Raw genomic sequence first — 20,823 nt, 5'->3', positions numbered from 1 at the left:
TTATTTCTTTATAAACTTAACTGCAGTATCATCGTTTAATTGCAGAAAATACATACCATTTACCAAATCGGAAACATCAAAAGTGAGTGTTCCCTCAGGAAGCAGTTTTTTCACCACAGTTCCTGCCAAGTCTATTATTTTTATACTTTTTATCATAGCAGCATCCTGAACAGAAATAGAAATTGTGTTCACCACAGGATTCGGGTATATACCAATAGCAGTAATTTCTGTATTCTCAATTCCCGTAGGTGGTTCCAAAACATCATAAATATCCATTTGATTCCACGGTGCCACAGCTTCATAAGCAGCTCTGGAACCTTTAGGAATATATAAAATCACTTTTCCCAATTCTATACCAGTAAAGGCATCTTCTGTTGTTTCCGGAGGAGTCATACGATTTAACTCAATATCATTCAGCATCTTCTGATTTTTAAATGCATTGGAACCTATTTTTGCTAACTTCTCATACATCGTTAATGAAGTTAATGAAACAGGCCGGGTATTGGCATTAAAAGCAGAACTTCCAATCTCTGTAATACCCTCCGGAATATAAGAGATTGCCACAGAGGTCTGAGCAAAAGACAGAGCTCCAAGTACTCCCTCCAATCCAGCCGGCAGTTCCTCCAATGATTTCATAGCATAAGCCTGATAAAAAGCATATCCTTCAATCGTCTTCAGACCTTCGGGTAATTTTTCCAGATCGAGGCTGCCACAACCTGTAAAACATCCTTCCCCCAACTTAACCAAAGTATTAGGCAAATTAATTTTCTTCATCTTGCTGAATTTCCGGAAAGTACGCGGACCAATAACCTTTAAACCGGCCGGTAGTACCACTTCTTCTACCTGCATTCCGTTACCTTTTATATCAAATGCTCCTGTACTTGCTCCTTCTTTATTACCGGGAGTACTGTCATTTTCAAATTTAGCAGTACCTAAATCCAGCTTTTTAAGAGAAATAGTAGGAAACTTTGCTGCGATTGCCGAACAATCTTCATAAGTCACATTGGCATCTCCATTAATGATCAAAGTCTGAATCTCTTCTGCTCCGGTAGTTCCTAAAGCCGCATTTATTTCAGCTTCCATGGCCCCTGCCGTGGTATGAGTTACTGTTAATTCCTGCTGTGCGTTAATCCCCGTCGCTACAAACATTGAAATAGCCAAAAGTGTAATTTCTTTTTTCATAATAAATTTAATGATTAAATAAAAGAACAATTTTTAAATATAATAGAGGTTGCAACACTATATCGTTATTTTAAGAAGGTGCGTGTTCTAATAGTAGACAGGCCTTTTATATCTATATTACAAACAAAGGATATAAATGTAATCACTATCTAACAGTTATTTTTCAGATATTCGAAAAAATAGCTTAATAGTTCGAATCTAACAAGTATATACTTTAATCGATTATAATCCTATATATGTAGTAATCGATTATACATAATCTTACTATACAAAAGTATACTTCTTTACCCTCACAACATCCGGATGTTTTGTACAACAACATCCGGGTGTTGTTATATAAAACATCCGGGTGTTGTCTGGCTAATACATAGAGACGAACATCAGCAGAGTATTATTCAATCACTGTAAGAAAGTATATAAATCTGCTATCGCCGTTTAGTCTTCCTTATTTATTGGGTTAATGCATCTATCACACGCTGGTCTTTAGCCGTACCATTATCATTCATTATACCAAATCCGGCCTTATATCCCCATACGGAAAACGCAACATCATGTTCTTTACAAATTGCTGCCACATCACCCATCCAGTTCAGTCTTACCGTAGGATCTGTATTCTCTATACAGCCCACTTCGCCAATATGTATCTGTAATCCGGTTTCTTTCGATTTATCTAATGCGATTTGTATCTTTTCTGTCAAAATAGCCTTGTCATAATATCCATTATAATAATTTACGACCCGCAGATTTTCAGAGTCCCGGATGGTATCCACATCCTGACGGGATACCAATTGTCCCGGATAATGTAATTTGATAGTCAGTCGTTTTAATGCCGGCCACCATCCTGCCTGATAATGCGTTAATAAATGGGGAGTATAAAAATGTACTGAAAGCATAATATTCGGATCATTCTGGGGAATTTCAAGTGTGCTCAATGCCCCAATCGAACTATGGCTACTTGCATCAAGCACAATCATCCGATCCGGTTCCAATACGCGCAATTCATTTATCAGCCTGGAAGACAGCTTATTCCATTGTCCGGGAGTATCCGGAACCGGTTCATTCAGAAGTTCATATGCCAAAAGGCTGTTGGGGTATTGATTAAACTCAGCAGACAGTTTTTTCCACATATCAGATAGTTTATCCTGCTCAGCTTTACTACTCCACAAAGTCATATTTTCCGTATCATTAAAATAATGAGAACGAAGAATATGAAAGTCGAGAATAACACGCATATTCAAATCTTTACACCACTCAATAGCTTTATGAATCAGCCTACGTTCTTTTTCTTTCCACTCACCCTTTTCCGTAAAGATCTCAACCTCGTCTACCGGTAAACGGATATGGTCGAATCCCCAGCCTGCCAACTTCTGCGCATCTTTTTTAGTAAAGAAAGCATCTACTCCCACTTTCCGCGTAGAAGTTTGTGACAACCAGCCACTAATATTTACTCCTTTAAGTATTTTAAAAGAATCGTGTTCCCAATCAACTTCGGGCAATACAGAGTTCTCCGGACCTGTTTCGTCCGGAGTATTATCATCATTCCCACAAGAAATAATCCCCAACAAAAGCATACATCCCATCAAAACACTACAAATCAGAAGGGTACGGTAAGTTCTTCTTTTCATCGTTCACTATTTTAAATTTGTATTTAGTACTCTATCTGACAGGAAACTGATAAAATTTTCGTTCCACATCAAAATCCAACATTAATTGATCAATAACTACATCATTATCCAATGCCTTAATACGAATAATGTGTTTTCCGGGAGTATCAAGCTGAAAAAAAGTTTCTTTCAAGGTTTGCCCTCTCAGAACATTTGTTTTCCATTCTTCGGTCCCTACTACAGCATCATAGGCTACAATCCGGGAAGGCAATTCATCCACAGAAACCGAATATCGCAGATGACCTCCATTCACAGCATGTCCGGGTAATAAAGCAGTACGCAATACTGCGTTACCAGAAGATGCAGTATACACTTCGTAAGTCAATGTTTTACCTTTTGGAAGCAGTACGGCCGACTGGCTGTGTCCAAGTCCTTTTATTATTTGAGCATCCGGTTCTCCATTGTAATCCGACGCATTCCATGCAATCATTCCCCGTGTCTCAGCTTTTACTCCGTCAGGTAACCGAGCAAACGATATGTTAAAATCATAAGTTTGCCCGTCTACCTGCAAACGGAATTTCTGTTTTGTGTTTTTCAATAGTTGTACTTTCTCCTCTTTCACCTTCAATACCAGTGTCTTTTCATATAGTAGTTCCCGTTCTTTCTCTATAATATCCAGCCATACCGGTTGTTCAATGACTTTCCAGTCAATCTTCCGGTTTCCCCGGCTGAATAAGGAAAAAAGTAACTCAACATCCTGCCCTAAACTCCATAGAGGAAGTTCTGTTAGCTGATTCGGCATTAAAGGTCCTATGTGCCCATCCATCCAGATTTCCGCCGGAAGCAAATGATTCCTCTTTACTTCATCCGGTAAGACCGGCGCTTCAAAAACAGGTAGTTTACGAGGAGCCATGTCCATCATTCCATCCCATTTCCCATTCTGAATATCCTTATTATATGTCCTTGTCAAAGCTGCTATCTCATTGTATGCTTCACGGCTTTTACGGGCATATTCATTGGCCACTGGATAGTAATATGTCGCAAATAAACGGGCTTTTTGAGCATACAAATGTTTACGATTCATTGCCGATGCAGCAAGAACCGGATATTGTACCAGTTCAAAGTAAGCATCTTTACGGGATAAAGGCACCTGTCCGGCACATGCAAGTACAGATTGCACCATAGCTTCATAACAGTTCACTCTGCTTTGAAGCTCGTCTCCAAACATAAAAGGATTAAATTCGCTATCCTGCACTTCGGTCATTCCCCCTTTACGTTTAGCTTTTTGATACTCCTGTACTTTACTCCAGCCCATAAATTCCGGTTTGCGAACACCTGCCAAATGAAAATACTCTTCAAAGACTTTTGTCAATGGCCCGGCCAGTGACTTTCCGAACTCACGATTCAACCATTGAGTCATATGTTCCGAAATTGTATTTGGACAGATACTATTAATATTCCATGCCATATCAAGAAAAAATTCGATACCATATTCGGCTGGTTTTATATCACCGACATTTAATATCCACAACTTACGTACTCCATAATCCCAAGCTTGTCGCATTTCTTTATATATTAATGCTGGTTGCGTACTATATAGCCACAAATAATCATGAGGTTTTCCAAAATAAGAAATGTGATAATAGATGCCGGCTCCTCCCTTTCTTTTTTGTTCTTCTTTATCATTCAGCCGGGTTATATAACCATAATTATCATCACACCACACAATCGTTACATCTTCCGGTACTTTAAGACCGTTATTATATATATCGAGCACCTCCTTATAGGGCATGAAAGCCTGAGGAATCCGGGTAACATCGGTTTCCAAAGATTGAGTAAGCAAAGTTCTCTGGTCAGCTATCACCTGAGACAATACCTGTGTCTGTTCGTCCAAGCTCCCGGTACCCTGCATTTTACCATCATGAACTCCACGCATCCCGATAGTATATATATTTTCCGAATGCTTCAACTCATTCAGACGTTCCATCCAAAAGGTTTGTACTTCTTCCTTGTTAGTCACATAATTATATGCTTCTCTCCGGGTTTTATCCCATTCACCATTTGTGTTTCGCATCAATGGCTCACAATGGGAAGTTCCCATTACGATACCATATTTATCAGCCATCTCTCTGGCACCGTCGATAAAGTAAAAAGGAGTGGAACAACCATGCATTGCCGGCCATAAAGTGTTTGCCCGCAAACGAAGCAATAATTCAAAAACTTTTTCATACGTTTTTATCCCAAGTGTAGTATGAGGTTGAGGATCAAAATTTTTCGTACTCCAGGGAACTAATCCCCAATCTTCGTCATTAATAAAGAAACCTCGAAACTGAACCGAAGGAGACTGCACATTTTCATATCCGGCAGGAAGTACACACGATTTACGCTTCTCAATAGATACATCAGCCCACCAATACCAGGGAGAAACACCCATAATACGTGATAGCTCTAAAATGCCATAGGCTGTCCCACGAGCATCACTTCCTAATACCAGTAAATATTGTACATCTTTTCGTTCCACTACTTTTATTTTAAAAGCTTCCCATTTACCTGCAATATCATCTGTGGGAATATTCCAGTCGGATAAATAGCGGTCAAAAGAATATTCTTGCCCCAAAGTCCCAATCAGAAGCCGGGCATTCTTCAACAAATCAGTCTTTACCGGTAGTTGTCCGGACACTGCCTCCATATCAGCAATAAATAAGTTTACAGCAGTATGAACTACATCGGCCTCATTCTGTGAATGATATACCGTCAGCGGAGTAGATGTACTCACTAACTCAAATCCCCACATATTATTCGGTACGATTACACATCCCAGCACAAGCAACAAATATCTCACAACAATCATTTTCATCATCTTCTTATTTATGCAGTTTAATTACCTCTATTATGGTTTGAAATAATATTTGATATTCTTTATTTTTACCTCGCTTACTTCACTTACTGTTGAATAAACCCCACATTTAAAATAATAAGAAGGAGCATCTTCTTTCACTCTAAAAGAACGGATTAATTTACCATCCACATAAACATAAATCTGACGTTCTGTAAACATATGTACCACATTCAGATGTACCCACTTATTGTAGACAGGAGAAACAATATCATGAGAATCATGCCACTTCAATGTACCTCCATTCTCTTCATAAGCTTTAATATTAATAGCAACAGGATAACCAAATATTTGCATCACTGCGGTACGATGTGTTCCTTCCACTACATAATAATCGGCTTCAAATTGATGATTGCCTTCAGTATAATCATTTCGCATACGGAGTTCACAACGGGGAGAAGTATGATCACCTTGCTTAAAGGGTTCATCTCCCTTGATTATTTTAAATGTATGTTCGTCATTCTCTTTATCATACGTGTATCTCTCCTCCAGATTCAAATTCCAGGGTTTTTGAATATAATAATCATATGCCTGTTCTACCCATCCCGTACCATGTTTGGGTCCATACAGTTCCGAAACAGGAATGTCATCTACAACTGGCTCGTCTTCACCTCCTCCGCAAGCAGACAATCCCGTAGTAAAACAAAAAAGTATCAATAAGCACTCAGCTTTTAATAATTTCATAATCATAGAATTAAATTACAATTAAAAAGGCTTTATCTGTCATTATTTAGAATAGCAGATAAAAAAGTAAAGTAAACTCTTATCTGTTTACCTCAGTCAAAGAGTATGCACACCATAACATAGGTGCCTGACCATGAAAATCACCAACGATACGAGGACGATCGTAATAATACTGTTCATCGTTCTTCTTACCTGTACCTTTACATACTTCAGTTATATCCCCGTCAGTATTGATATAAGGAATCAGTCCGATCCAACCTTTACGAGCCACACTCCCATACACGTTTACATCCAACCAACCATTTCTTACACCTTGGATCATAGCATATACGAACATGGCTGAACCCGATGTTTCAACCCAGGTATCCGGCTTATCAATCAGCTGATACCATGTACCTTGAGGATTCTGATAGTTCTTTAACGTTTCCATCATCTTCAGATATCCTTTCAGAATCCGGGGCCTATCAGGATGTTTTTCAGGTAAATAAGACAACATCTCAGCCAGACCTACAGCAAACCAACCATTACCACGTGCCCAATAAAACGGAACATCCGGAGCATGATAAAACAGACCATTAGGCTGCTGAATGCTATCTAAATAAGCTACCATCTCTTTGGCAGCACGATCCATGTATTTAGAATCACCCGTCACCTGATAAGCTTTTGACTGTAAAATGGTAATCATATACATATCATCAATCCACATACGTGTCTGCCAGGAAAGCCCCCTCGCGGCATAAGCTCTTTGTTCAGGAGTAGCATCCTCCGGAAGTTCCCATTGTGCATCGGCGTAAGATATACCTAAATCGTAGTATTTCACATTTTTCGTCAAATTATACAATTCAAGAGGGAGACTACCGAACATATTAAAATCAACATGATTCTTCTTTGGAAATAAATGTTTTTCTGTCGTATAAAGTGGTTGAAAACGTGCTTCCAAACGATCTTGTAATTCCTTATTATTCGTCACATCAGCAAATCTCAAAGCTCCATACCAGGTACAGACTTCCGGATAGGATATTAACCTCGGACTCATATGCCCACTCGCCAAAAAACGTTCGGCAAGTTTTAAACCAATCCGTTCCGGATTACATTCTTCGGGAAACTTTGTAAGACACTCCTGAGCATGACACACTGGAAGGAATATTCCCAAAACACTCCATACCCATATAAGTTTTGCGTATTTCTTCATATAATAATTGTTTAAGTTATTATCATTTGACTATTAATGAAACAGTTTTTAAATCCTGTTCTTGCGAAGAAGCTCCCACCATTATTTTAAAACTACCGGGTTCAACCTCATATTTCTTTCTTGACGTAAAAAAAGCTAACTTATCAGGAGTGATTAAGAAACTCACCCGTTTCTTTTCTCCCGGATTTAAAGTTATTCGCTGAAACCCTTTCAACTCCTTCACCGGACGGGTAACCGTTCCATACTCATCCTGTATATACAGTTGAGCAATCTCTGTACCCTGACAAAGACCTGTATTGGCTAATTCAAAAGATACGGTAACTGCTTCATTGGTATGTATGGTATCTTTTGACAAAATCGGATTTCCATATTCAAATGTTGTGTAACTAAGCCCATATCCGAAATGATATAATGGCCCGGTAGTAGTCAATGCGAATTTACGGGAATATTGAGATGCTTTATGGTTGTATACAGTCTGAATCTGCCCGACGCTGCGGGGAAAAGTGATTGGTAACTTTCCACTTGGATTAACCTTTCCGAACAATATTTCGGCTATAGCCCGTCCACCCATTCCTCCGGGTTCCCAAGCCTCGACAATGGCCGGTATATGTTGCTGTGCCCATGTAACACTCAACGGCCGCCCGTTAAGAAGAACCAAAATAACAGGTTTACCCGAAGCATATACAGCTTCCAATAATTCCTGTTGATGAGTAGGTAATTCCAGATTATCACGGTCACAATTTTCTCCACAAGTACGATCACTGTTATACCGTTCAGAATTCTCTCCTACCACGACAATATTAATATCTGCTTCAACTGCTTTCTGTGCAGCAACCTTAATCAATGCGCGATCCATTTTCCTTATTTTATTGGAAAAACAAACCGTATCAATTACAGCATCCGGTGCCTGTTGTTGTATTCCTTCCAACACAGTTATCACATTTTCTTCCGGCTGCCGCGTAGTCCAATCTCCCATTATCGTCGGACTATCGGCATTGGGTCCTGTAACAAGAATCTTTTTATACCGCTCTTGTTTCAACGGAAGTAAACAATTATCATTTTTCAACAAAACAATTGATTGTCTTGCTGCTTCTAATGCAGTAGCTTGATGAGCCTCTGTATAGATAAGAGAACGGGAAGCCGGAATATCAACCAAAGGATTCTCAAACAATCCCAACCGGAATTTAGTCTCTAAGATTTTATAAACCGCTAAATCTATTCTTGTTTCCGGAATATATTTATTCCTGACTGCCTCTACAATCGCTTCCAAGAAGCCATCTCCCTGCATGTGCATATCAACCCCTGCTTTCACGGCCATACGAAACGCTTCTTCTTGGGAAGGAGCATAATGATGCATCTCATGCAAACGTTCGATATCCATCCAGTCACTTATCACAAATCCTTGAAAGCCTAATTCATTTCGCAGAATTTCTTGTAACAGATAATGATTGGCATGACAAGGAATGCCATTCAATTCATTATGAGCCGGCATAACCGTAGCCACATGAGCTTTATCGATAGCCTCAGCAAAAGGGGACAAATACAAATCGCGTAATTTCTGTTCAGACATATCCATAGGTGCAGCATTGATTCCACCGGCAGGTTCTCCTCCACCTACAAAATGCTTGGCACAAGCTAATACTCCGGAACCATCAAAACCATTCTCTCCCTGTAATCCGAGAATCAGTGCCGTCCCCATCTGTGTCACCAGATAAGTATCCTCTCCAAAGGTCTCTCCTACACGCCCCCAACGGGCATCACGAGCCAATTCAATATTAGGGTTAAAAGTCCAGTGTACTCCTGAAGATCGCATTTCAACAGCAGTTTGCCGACCTATTTCTTTCAGCAAAACCGGGTTAAAAGAAGAAGCCATTCCAATGGAAGTAGGATAAACCGTACAACCTCTATGCATACAATTTCCATGAACGGCATCGATAGCTATCAATAAAGGAATTTTCAGACGGCTCTTTCGGGCTATCATTTGCAGGATATTTGCTTCTTCAACACTATATACATGTAAACATGCCCCTACTTTACCCAAAGATATATTCCGGGCTATTTCATTGGATTCCAGCAGTTTCGAAATAAGGATATCGGGATCAGCGTTTTCAAATACAATCGATTTGTCTTTGCGTCCGTATTGTAATCCTACGTATTGACACAATTGAGCAACCTTCTCTTCCAACGTCATTTGCCGCATCAGGATACATATTCGTTTATCTATCGGAAGTGACGGGTCAAAATACCGTTCATCAATCGTCTCCTGACAAAAAGAAGAAAATAGCAGCCCAACCAAAAATAATAAAGCGTGTTTCATTTTGGATAAATCTTTAAAGTGTTTTTCCCTTTATATATGTATTACAAACAATAAAGGCTTTTGTAATCAATCCGGGCAAATCATCCCGATTATCATTTGTCTGAAGCCAAATATTGAGAAACCCAGACAAATGTTCCGGCGGTCCAACCAAGCATAGCAGGTAGCTTATATTCGTTTGTAACATTCACATTACCTTCATTCACATTATATTTCTCCCACAGATTACCCGTTGTCTTATAAATATTCACAACGGCCATTTGATATTTTCGGGCAATACGGAGTGCTTCTTCTTTGTAACCATACCGATCGAGCCCATTTACTGCCAGATAATTCAGTGGTGCCCACCCATTAGGATACGACCATTGATAAACAATCCCATACTCTTTATTCTCACATGCAGATATACCATACCGAAACTCCAATAGACACAATACCGCAGGAATCATCCGGCGAGCTTCTTCATCGGACAAAACTCCATTAAATAAAAGGCTGAATACGGCAGCCGAAAGAACATCGGAACGCTTCTCATTGAGAAAATCATAATCATAATAGAGTCCGTCATTATCATCCCTACAATATTTTCGTATCAATGCCTTACGTTGTTCCGCTTTCTGATACCATTGCTGTGCCTCCTCTTTAAGGCCTAATTCTTTTGCAAAAAACTCAAAGTTCTTTTCATATCCATAAAGGTTGGCATTCAAGTCTATCGGACAAAAATGTTCACAACGTGTCTGAAAGCGGGGACTAAAATCCCATCCGGATTCACACTCAGCAATATAGTGAGAGGCCACTTCCAGACGTTCTCCATCACTCATCCGTTCTATTTTATCACGAAAGCCATCACCCAAACGCCTTTGCAAAACAGAAAGGATTCTCTTTTTATCAGAAGTGGTTGCTTCATTTGAATATCGGTTCAATCCAATAGGAGTGAGACGTCGCGTCATCCAAAAGAAATATTCTTTTTTCAAACCGGGAAGTACTTTTTTCAGCCATTCTTTATCATGGGTCTTCAGATAAATATGTTCTACCATCTTACTCAGATATGGCGGTTGAGAACGGTTTTCAAAAAAAGTCCGGTTTCCGTTCAGCATCTTCCCATAGCGCTCAACCATATAGAGCATATTCTCTACATTCGACTGAGCCAAATCGATATAACCATCCGCTATCAATCCTTCCCCCGTAAAAAAAGTATCCCAATAGTACATTTCCTGAAAAGAGTCATTCATACTCGGAACGGTATAACGATACGGTAACCCAATCAAGGTTCCCGTATCTTCAGGGCTGAAACGGACCGTTTTATTCCATGAAGCCGCAATGAAATCATGCACTTTTTTTATATCTGCCATAGAAGCACATTGCTGCGCATCGGCTTTATTTCCTAATCCAAGCAACAGCCCGATAAAACATACAAGAAATTTCATTGCCTCACTTTTATCTTTACTGTACTCTTGATATCCCTTGAAGAAGCCCCACAATATAAAGTATAGTAATCTGGTTCCACAATCCAAACCTTTTTAACATCATCGAAATAGGCAAATTCTTTCACTGGTATTGCAAGAGATACTTCCTTACTTTCTCCGGGAAGAAGCCTTATTTTATCAAACGCTTTCAGTTCTTTCACCGGACGTAAAACAGAAGGCTTATTCTGTCCTACATACAACTGAACAACTTCTGATCCTTCCGATTTACCCGTATTAGTCAAAGTAAAACAAATTCTAACCGTATCACCTGAAAAATATTCCTTCTTATCGGTTGTTACTTTTCCATATTCAAAAGTGGTATAAGACAAGCCATAACCGAATGGGAATAATGCCGGAATTCTTTTAGTATCATGCCAGCGATACCCAACCAAGATATCTTCCTGATAAACCACATTCAGTGTATCACCAGGATAAGACTTTTTCCCATAATAATGAGCGCCGTTATCTGCCAACTTTTCGGGTATACTGAAAGGTAACTTACCTGTTGGAATTACGTTTCCTGCTATCACATCAGCAATAGCATGACCGGCTTCCGAACCAAGATACCACGATTGAATCAATGCCGGAACTTTATTAACCCAAGGCATGGCTACCGCATTGCCACTGATTATTATTACACCGACATTCTTATTGACATTCAAAAGTGCTGTTAGCAAATCATCTTGTCTATAAGGAAGATTATAATCCAAACGATCTACCTCTTCGCAGTCTTGATATTGATTCTTGTTTAACCCACCGAAAAACAACACAATATCTGCATCTTTCGCTACATTGACTGCTGCCTGAATTAACGAATCAGCCTTCTGTTGAGGTAACAGATGCGGATGGAACTTACTGGGTCCGGAAGTATACCCGACAGAATAAATAATTTTATCATCTCCATAAAGTGCCTTAAGTCCTTCTAAAGGAGATATTTCTTTTTTTACTTTTAATTCGGAAGAACCGCCTCCTAAAGTCAAAGAACGCACTGCATTATCTCCAATCACTGCTATCTTTTGATACTTCCCGACCGGTATCGGAAAGAAATCCGCTTGATTCTTTAATAAAACAATCCCTTCCTCAGCAATACGGCGTGCTACATTACGATGTTCAGGAGTACTAAAACTACCATAACCACGATTACGATTCATATTGGTACGGAAATTTAATCTTAAGACACGCCGTACTTTATCATTAAGGTCCTTCATGGGTAGCTCTCCATTCCGTAACTTTACCAGATATGGTTTTGCCAGATAATAATTATCATATGCCATTTTCTCCGTATAATTCAACCCATCGGTACGGGTTCCCATCTCAATATCCAATCCATTGGATGCTGCCTCATCCGTATCATGAGTACTTCCCCAATCGGATACAAACACTCCATCGAACCCCCACTCTCCTTTCAATACCTTATTAACCAGCCAGTCGTTGTGTGTACAATATTGATTCTCATATTTATTATAAGACCCCATTACAGACCATACATGCCCCTTTTCAACTCCCGCTTTAAAAGCGGGAAAATAAATTTCACGCAAAGCTCTTTCACTGACTATAACATTGATACGTTTACGCCAAAGTTCCTGATTATTAGCTGCAAAATGTTTCAGACAAGCTGATACCCCATTCTGTTGCACTCCATGAATATAAGGAACCACCATTTGAGAAGCCAGATATGGATCTTCACCCATATATTCAAAATTTCGTCCATTCAATGGGGTTCGGTAAATATTCACACCTGGTCCCAGTAATACTTCTTTTTTCCGAAATCGTGCTTCTTCTCCTATAGCTTTTCCATATTCTAATGATAATGCAGGATTAAAGGTTGCCGCCAGACAAGTTAACGCCGGAAATGCCGTACAAGAATCATTTGTCCAACCGGCATGCCCCCAACTGTCCCAACTAATTTCTGCTCTTATTCCGTGAGGACCATCACTCATCCAAAGTTCCGGGATACCTAAACGCGGACAACCGGGTGTACTGAATTTAGACTGCGCATGAATCATAGCCACTTTTTCTTCCAGAGTCATCCGGGACAAAGCATCTTCTACCCGTTGTTCTATACTCTTTGAATCATCCAGATAAACCGGAAGCTTCTCTTGACTCCATACATTAAACCCATAAAAAAAAGAGATAACCAACAATAATTGAATTTTCCGTATCATAATAATTATTTATTTATATTTGAAGATAAATAGCGCATTTCTTCCTTCGTCAAAGCACGGTCATATACAGCCAGTCCACCGATTTGTCCCACAAAAAAGTTTCCCATTTCCCCGGAACGATTGACTGCACCAACCGTAAAATCACTTCCCTGATAACCTCCGTCAAATAACCCCAAATCATACTTATAAGGATTACGTTCATTTCGTACATCCAGATATCCGTTTACATAAACGCTAACTTGTTCCGTATCATAAGTAAATCCGATACACTCCCATTCGGAATACGGAATCTTACTTTTACCAATCGCAGCGTCCATACAATATTTATATCCTTCGGTAGCACCTCCGGTTCCGGACACATGTCCTCCTACTTGCTGACTACTGCCCCATATCCGTAAATCCAGAAACAAACAATATTGTCTCTTTTTCCGGGTTTCATCCCACATTCCGGCAACCGCTTCACATTGGCTGTATTGTTTCACATCACGCTTAATCCATGCAACAACAGTCACCTCTCCTTCCTTTCCATGAATGTTCAATGCAGGACATTGAGCACGAGGTATATAAAACCATTCTCCCTCTTTTATCCGTGCAGAATATTCACCAAAAACACCCTCTTTTACTCTTTCTATAAAAGGAGTTCCTTCTTGTAAGGCATATTGACAACGTCCGGAAGAAATTCTTTCGGTCCCACTCTCTTCCATAAAACTCCAGAAGCATATCAGATTATCGACGCTTTCCGGTTTTACTTGTGTTTGTGCCAACATGGGAAATATATTAAATCCCCAAAAACCAATTAACATAGAAATAATATTAATTCCTCTCATCCGGCTTTCTAATCTTTAAATATTTTCATTATATATCCGCCACCCGGAGCCATTGTAAACGACAACTTTCGTTCAGAAGGTATATCTACTACTTCCCGTTTATAGTCTCGCGCTACTTTATCGGCATTTAATCCGTCCCGAAATATCTCAGCCTTAAAGTTGCCTTCACCTAAAAAGCTCAAATCCAGTTCTATGCTACGTGTATCCCAGTTATTAATCGATGCGACATACCAAACATTCTCTTTTTTACGGGCCAGAGTCAAAAACTTCGTTATTTCTCCATTCAAAGCGAGAGTAGTATCCCATACAACAGGAATTCCGGCAATAAAATCGGTACATTCCGTTTCCTTCATATAAGCAGAAGGTGAATCACAAAGCATACTGAAAGGAGATTCAAAAATAACATACTCAGCTAACTGCCGACATCTTGTTCCCTGACTCATAGGTTCACTGTTCACCGGACGATAATTTTGCTTGCTCGCATTACGCATTGTGCCCTGAGTATAATCCAAAGGACCTGCAACCATACGTATATACGGCATAGTCACATCATAAGTGACCTGATCGACATTGGGAGCCGCCCATTTCATGTGTTCAAGCCCCTGAACTGCTTCAAAAGTCAATACATTCGGACAGGTCCGGTTCAATCCGGTTGGTTTATAAGTCCCATGAAAATCAATGATAAGGTTATATTTTGCGGCAGTCTTTGCTGCACCATAATGAAAATTAACCATAGACTGATCATCCCGATCCATAAAATCAATTTTAAAACCCTTTATTCCAATCTCAGAATAGTGCTTACAGACTTTTTCAATATCCTGCATAAACGGGTAAGAACCCGTCCAAAGGACGATACCGACATTACGCTCTCTTCCATACTCGACCAGTTCTTTCAAGTCCAGTTCATCTACCACATCCAGGATATCAGTACCTTTATACCATCCGGCATCTATTACAATATACTCTAAATTGTTATCGGCTGCAAACTGAATATAATACTTATAAGTTTCATTATTGATACCAGCAATAAAATCTACTCCATAAAGACTACAACTATTCCACCACTCCCATGCAGCCTTACCAGGCTTTATCCAAGAAAGATCTCCCAACTGATTAGGCGTTGAAAGACGATATACCATATCACTATTTGCCAATTCAGCATCTTCTGCAGAAACAATCAGAGTACGCCACGGAAAATTCGTGTGTCCTTCACACTTTGCTATATAGTTTTCACGTGTCAATACAACTTCCTGCATATTCTCAACTCCCCCTTGTTTCACAGTACGGGGATAAGGAGCAAAAACGCCTTCCAAAGTATCAGAATCTCCTGAATTATTAAGATACATGCCCGGATAGTTCAATAAGTCAGCTTCAGTCAGGCAAACCTTCTTTCCATGCCCCAGTTCTACCAATAAAGGCATAAAAGCAAGACGTTTCGGATTCCAGTCTGATAAATTCATATAAGAGTACGTATTCACAAATGACTTAAAAAACTGCTCCTCAAAAGTTCCTTTATTCCCTCTGTTATCAGCATGGTATCCATTCTCTCTGACATAAGCCACATACGCCCTGGATTGTTTCGGAAAATTAAAAACAGCCTGTTCATTTTGTACACAAAAAGACACTTTCTTTTCAGAAATGAACCGATAAGCTACTCCATCATCATATACCCGGAATTCCAGAGCATAATCTCCTTTGAATTTAAGGAGCAATCCATTGTAAATATCCGCAACGACCTTCTTTTTATAAATCGGAGCGTCTATGTATTCTTTGACCGTCTTAATCTCGGCTTTCCTAAGAACAGGATTCACCCCAAAAACGGTTCCATCTGTCAATGACATAGACACAGGTGATTTCTCTAAAACGGTATCTTCGCCATGAGAAACTGTATATTCTACCTTATCAGTAATATACACTTTCAGAGAGATCATCTTATCCGATGATTCTATATGATAGAATTTCTTTGCCGAAAGCTGAAAAGCCACCAAGGTGAAAAAAAACACCCATATAATTCGTTTCATGTTTTTATTAGTTTGTCTATTATACTTCAATTGATTTCTTTAAGGGTGATACCTTGAACGACTTTTTATCCTTGACTAACTTACGCCATACAGCCCTATCATACCCACCATCTTTTCCGTAAACATTACACAGTTCATTTCTTGAAAAGTACCGGAAGTTTGAATGGATATCTTCCAAATAGCTAATTAGACATTCGGTTCCTTTCGTTGAACCGCAACGGATAGCAGCAGCAGCTAATAAAAGTTCCAAATTGGCTCCGTATATTCGCCAGCGTGTCTGATTGTATTCGCTTGTTTTATATCCTCTAATATTAGGATCATCCATCAGCTTCTCGAGATTCTCGATAAACTTAACATCCGGGTTACGTTCCAGATAGAAACACAGATTCACAATCCGGTTATAATATGGGATTAATTGCAAATCGATACGCCCCTTGGTATAAGCATCATCGGATACAACCATTTCTCCTCCTGACTTAGTTTCTTCCAGTATATAGTTTATCGTCTTACTGCCATCCTCTGTGGCAGGCATCATTCCCAACAAAGCTATGTCTTTATTAATTTGCCAATAAAGTAACTTATCATCATATTTTTCAAAATAACTCGAAGCATGTCCTTCTTGCTGTTCCTGTTTATAGAGTGTCTTCAATTCATCAATAATATAGTAACTTCCCGACGTGTCACCAAACCATGCCAATGCCTTTGCCAGAAATACTCCCGGTCTCTTTTCGAAAGTGGCTTGCAAAAGAGGAAGAATCAGTTTTTTTTCCTGCATGCAACATTTAAATAAAACCGTTTCGTCTCCCGTACTCAGTTTATCCACTATATCCTGTAAATCGACTTTTCTAGCAACTGTTGCATCGGCTGGTAAATAAGAGCTTGCTATTAATTCTTTTTGTACAGGAGTTATATCAAGTTCACGCGCATTACATTTCTTTTTTAAAATCTGAGCAGCAAGCATGCCAGTCACATATCCCAATACAGTTATATCAGCAGACATACGCGTAAATTGTAAAGCCTTATATGACTGTCCGATTGATTTTCCGGAAAGTAACAATCCATCTATTTTCCGTGGTACAATCGATCTATAAGGAATATTCACCATGGACATATTATCAAAATGAGGCAACATAAAACCACAACGTGATGACTCTGAATTTGAAAAATAATGAGGATCATAATCACTCCTTGCCTGTGCAATCGTATCTTCATAACATGCATCGGAAATAATATCTCTGGTACTAAGATTGTACACGGCATTTATTCTACGTGACTCACGGATAGCCAACATAGGATAAAAATCATAAAAATGAGATTCATAATGAGATAAATACAAACCACGTTGAGTCTCCAGTATCTCACAGTTATTAATAATATCATAATCACGGTTATAATCCTTTATTTTAGGTTTAAAAGGAATGTCCCAATGACTATAATTCTGAGTAATTCCCATCCGCGAATCTCCTACACTATAATTTTCTCCTGCAAAATAAGCAACGTCTCCATCACCTGTTGCATCAATAGTCAACTCGGCCAAAATCTTATATAGCCTGCCATTCTGGCAAACTGTAACGCTTTTAAGTTTAGTCTTATCAACTTCTGCCGCACATAATATGGCACCATTGATGACTTTACATTTATGTTCCAAAAGCGATTGCAAATAGTAATAACTCCGCGGTAAAGTTGTCACTAAATTTGTATCAGCAGCTACAGTCTTAATTTTTTGCTCTAACTCTTTTATAAACTTATGTTCCTGATATCCCCTGTAATAACCATTTACCCCTGCTACTGTTTTGGTTCCCCCAAGTTCATTAAAATATTCAACTACAACTGTCTGAATCTGTTTTTGAGAGGCTGAAAGAGCAGCCATTGCACCTGCCGTTCCGGCTCCTGCCACCAATAATGCTGTTTTGTGTTTATCCAACTTCAGAATATCTATCGGAAAGGGAGATAACGGAGTCATAAATCCATTTTCTTTATAGCATTCGGATACTACATTGCAGTCGGCTTTCCCTCCAATATAATAAACCTGAGAGACAGAATTCATGTCAGGTGATTGCTCTATTTTTCCTACCAAAGATTTTGCCTGTTCCTTTATATCACAAACTGTCTTACAGGTATAAAATTCCGATGAATTTTCCATATAGTAGTAGTTCTTTATCCCTATCTTTCGAGAATCTATTTCCCCTTCAATATTTAAAGAACATTCTAATGCGGCATATCGCGTCCGTGCTTTAGAAAAAGCCGGGTCCGCTTCCCGGATTTGCTTACTTACCATTGCCGAGAGTAGGCGGGCCCGTTGTTCAATATGACTTAAATCATTATCTTCTGTAGCAAACCGATATTCTACGAAATATTGATCTTTGTCCTTTTTACCTGCATGTACACTTACAGTATCATTTAGCAGATTAAGCCCTGATAAATGTAGTTTGCCAAGTGAGTTTTTGTGAACAGAATCCATTTCGAGAACAAATCCGGCCTCACGTATCTGGTATTTCTGAGCAAATAATTCCCGGGTAAACAAAACCCCATCAGTAGCATCAACAAAACTCCTGCATGGAATAGAAAAAACTCCATGTTTGGAAGCAACCACCACTCCGGAAGTCTCACTCCTGTCATTCGTTAATATACCACATACATCATTCATTAGTAATACATCCACCTGGTTAACCAGTAAAGAACGAAGCATGCCTTTCTTTATACTACCGGCAAACAAAAGAAGTTCGTTTCCGGAACGACTCTTGCGCGGAGATTCCAAAGTATTATTCAAACTCTCTTCCTGTTCATCTGTCGGAAAAAAAAGATCAAGCAGACTCTTATCCCACTCTTCAAGCCCTTCAGCTGATAACCAAAGTTTTCTTTTGGCTGCAATATCAAATCCCGGAGAAGTACGTTTATCTACAATTAATACTTTCAACCCTTTTTTTACAGCTTCCAAAGCAATAAAAAAGCCACATAAACCTGCTCCATTTATTATCATATCATATGATGACACAGGATCGGCTCTCCGAAATACCTCCTGAGTTTCAGTAAGTGCATCGGCAAAAGCAAAATTCCGCCCTACCAATACACCGCCCAAAGTCAACAAACCAATATTTAAAAATTCCCGTCTTTTCATTCCCCTTATTTTTTATTCTTCAAATTACCAATTTATATATAGATGTGTTTTGTGTTATTATTCACTGATACAATAGATTGCTAATCGGTACACATGCTTTCTTATATATATCCGAGATCTCTTGCTGGCTGGTTATAACTTTTCTTTTTGCATCGGGATAATGGGTTTCCATTTCAGTCAATCGATTGGCTATTTGAGTTCCGGTTGTCTCTTCTATTTCAAATATCCAATCCGAATATCCTAAATCATAATACATTTGTCCTTTAATGGTATCATCCGGTTGCCTTAAATAAAAGAAGGGTATCCCGTTGGCAGCCGCTATTATAGGAGAATGACATTCAAAACTTAATACCGCAAAAGATGCAGCATAGACAGAAGCAGCCTCATCCGGTAACCAATATCCTCTTTTCACAACATATGGTTTTACATCAGCAGGTAGAGAATCAATCAGCAATTCATCCATAAAATCAACCTGATAAGTCATTTCAGGGCAAACCAACACTTTATTTTTCGTCTCACGTACCCAACTGATAATGGCTTCTCTCAATTTTGAATGATCTTCTTCTTTATATTTATTATTATATGCTTCCACTTCGCATATTTTGGCTTCACTCCACAGATGCCTGTTTTTTATCCGGTAATAAGGTGTACGGCGTAAACGTGGTACGGCACAGATAAATTTGCCCTTTTCCAGACCATTTGCTTTCAAAAAAGCATTTCCTTTTTTCTTATCATGCAGATTAAAGAAAAATGTAGCATCCGGTACAAACCCGATATGAGTACCTGTGATACCCGCCTGCTTTAATACATCTATGGAAGCCGTCTCACGGGTATAAATAAAATCAGCCTGTTCCAAAAGATTCTTTAAACGGTTATCTACCTTGGGAATAGTTGTTCCGAAAATGCCAAAAGGTTTTCCATTCGTATATTTCACCCAGGCTTCCAAATGATACTGCCCCACAACATAAGGTCCCGAACTATGTATCATTAAATCTGCCATTTGAAATGCTTTAAGAACTTCCTGAGCATCCACTTGTGCATTCTTATCAACAGTCCCATGTACAATCCTTATTTTAGGAAAGTTTTTATATAAGAATTCTTCCACCTCTTTACCAACATTCTTTTCCCAAACAATGATATTTGCGTCCGGGAGATAGGTTTCCAATATATGTAGTAGTCCCGGAGTATGAGCAATATCACCTATATTCACATCCTGCCATCCCGAGACAACCAATATCGTCTTAGGATCACTTTTTTTTGCATTCAGGGTGATACAACTCAATCCAACAAATAGAAATATTAATATTCGTTTTAAGTAATTCATCTTCAAATATGGATATATTGGGGGATACCAATA

The 20,823-nt window shown here is 39.1% G+C and carries 12 protein-coding genes; all 12 read right to left on the bottom strand.

What is annotated here, in order from left to right; translation table 11 throughout:
- Nucleotides 1-1,182, bottom strand: a complete 1,182-nt coding sequence (locus QX565_RS12515) for a leucine-rich repeat domain-containing protein (RefSeq protein WP_221648846.1) — start codon at nucleotides 1,180-1,182, stop codon at nucleotides 1-3.
- A gap of 449 nt (nucleotides 1,183-1,631) precedes the next feature.
- A complete protein-coding gene (locus tag QX565_RS12510; protein ID WP_289292917.1) occupies nucleotides 1,632-2,807 on the bottom strand; it encodes a glycoside hydrolase family 5 protein in 1,176 nt (391 codons plus the stop codon).
- A 31-nt stretch (nucleotides 2,808-2,838) separates the two neighbouring features.
- Nucleotides 2,839-5,646 carry a glycosyl hydrolase 115 family protein gene (locus QX565_RS12505; protein WP_289292916.1) on the bottom strand — a complete coding sequence of 936 codons (2,808 nt, stop codon included), beginning with the start codon at nucleotides 5,644-5,646 and terminating at the stop codon, nucleotides 2,839-2,841.
- A gap of 30 nt (nucleotides 5,647-5,676) precedes the next feature.
- Nucleotides 5,677-6,366: a polysaccharide lyase family 7 protein gene (locus QX565_RS12500; RefSeq protein ID WP_289292915.1), complete on the bottom strand. Its 690-nt coding sequence runs from the start codon at nucleotides 6,364-6,366 to the stop codon at nucleotides 5,677-5,679.
- Between the two features lie 79 nt (nucleotides 6,367-6,445).
- Nucleotides 6,446-7,558: a glycoside hydrolase family 88/105 protein gene (locus QX565_RS12495; protein ID WP_221648850.1), complete on the bottom strand. Its 1,113-nt coding sequence runs from the start codon at nucleotides 7,556-7,558 to the stop codon at nucleotides 6,446-6,448.
- Nucleotides 7,559-7,580: 22 nt separating this feature from the next.
- Nucleotides 7,581-9,875: a glycoside hydrolase family 3 N-terminal domain-containing protein gene (locus tag QX565_RS12490; RefSeq protein WP_221648851.1), complete on the bottom strand. Its 2,295-nt coding sequence runs from the start codon at nucleotides 9,873-9,875 to the stop codon at nucleotides 7,581-7,583.
- A 92-nt stretch (nucleotides 9,876-9,967) separates the two neighbouring features.
- Nucleotides 9,968-11,296, bottom strand: a complete 1,329-nt coding sequence (locus QX565_RS12485; protein ID WP_289292914.1) for a trehalase family glycosidase — start codon at nucleotides 11,294-11,296, stop codon at nucleotides 9,968-9,970.
- Nucleotides 11,293-13,500 carry a glycoside hydrolase family 3 C-terminal domain-containing protein gene (locus QX565_RS12480; protein WP_289292913.1) on the bottom strand — a complete coding sequence of 736 codons (2,208 nt, stop codon included), beginning with the start codon at nucleotides 13,498-13,500 and terminating at the stop codon, nucleotides 11,293-11,295. Before QX565_RS12480 ends, QX565_RS12485 begins: the two co-directional genes overlap by 4 nt.
- A 5-nt stretch (nucleotides 13,501-13,505) precedes the next feature.
- Nucleotides 13,506-14,327 (bottom strand): LamG-like jellyroll fold domain-containing protein, encoded by an 822-nt coding sequence (locus QX565_RS12475; protein WP_195449802.1) that lies wholly within the window; start codon nucleotides 14,325-14,327, stop codon nucleotides 13,506-13,508.
- Between the two features lie 8 nt (nucleotides 14,328-14,335).
- On the bottom strand, nucleotides 14,336-16,348 hold the full coding sequence (locus QX565_RS12470; protein WP_263664067.1) for a retaining alpha-galactosidase: 2,013 nt from the start codon (nucleotides 16,346-16,348) through the stop codon (nucleotides 14,336-14,338).
- Nucleotides 16,349-16,367: 19 nt separating this feature from the next.
- Nucleotides 16,368-19,466 carry an FAD-dependent oxidoreductase gene (locus tag QX565_RS12465; RefSeq protein WP_289292912.1) on the bottom strand — a complete coding sequence of 1,033 codons (3,099 nt, stop codon included), beginning with the start codon at nucleotides 19,464-19,466 and terminating at the stop codon, nucleotides 16,368-16,370.
- A gap of 61 nt (nucleotides 19,467-19,527) precedes the next feature.
- On the bottom strand, nucleotides 19,528-20,790 hold the full coding sequence (locus tag QX565_RS12460) for a polysaccharide pyruvyl transferase family protein (protein WP_221648856.1): 1,263 nt from the start codon (nucleotides 20,788-20,790) through the stop codon (nucleotides 19,528-19,530).
- Nucleotides 20,791-20,823: the final 33 nt, after the last annotated feature.

This window comes from Bacteroides sp. 41_26, assembly GCF_949740115.1.
GTDB classification, from domain to species: Bacteria; Bacteroidota; Bacteroidia; order Bacteroidales; family Bacteroidaceae; genus Bacteroides; species Bacteroides nordii.
The sequence above is the reverse complement of the archived record's forward strand: the minus strand, read 5'-3'. Positions and strand labels throughout refer to the sequence as shown.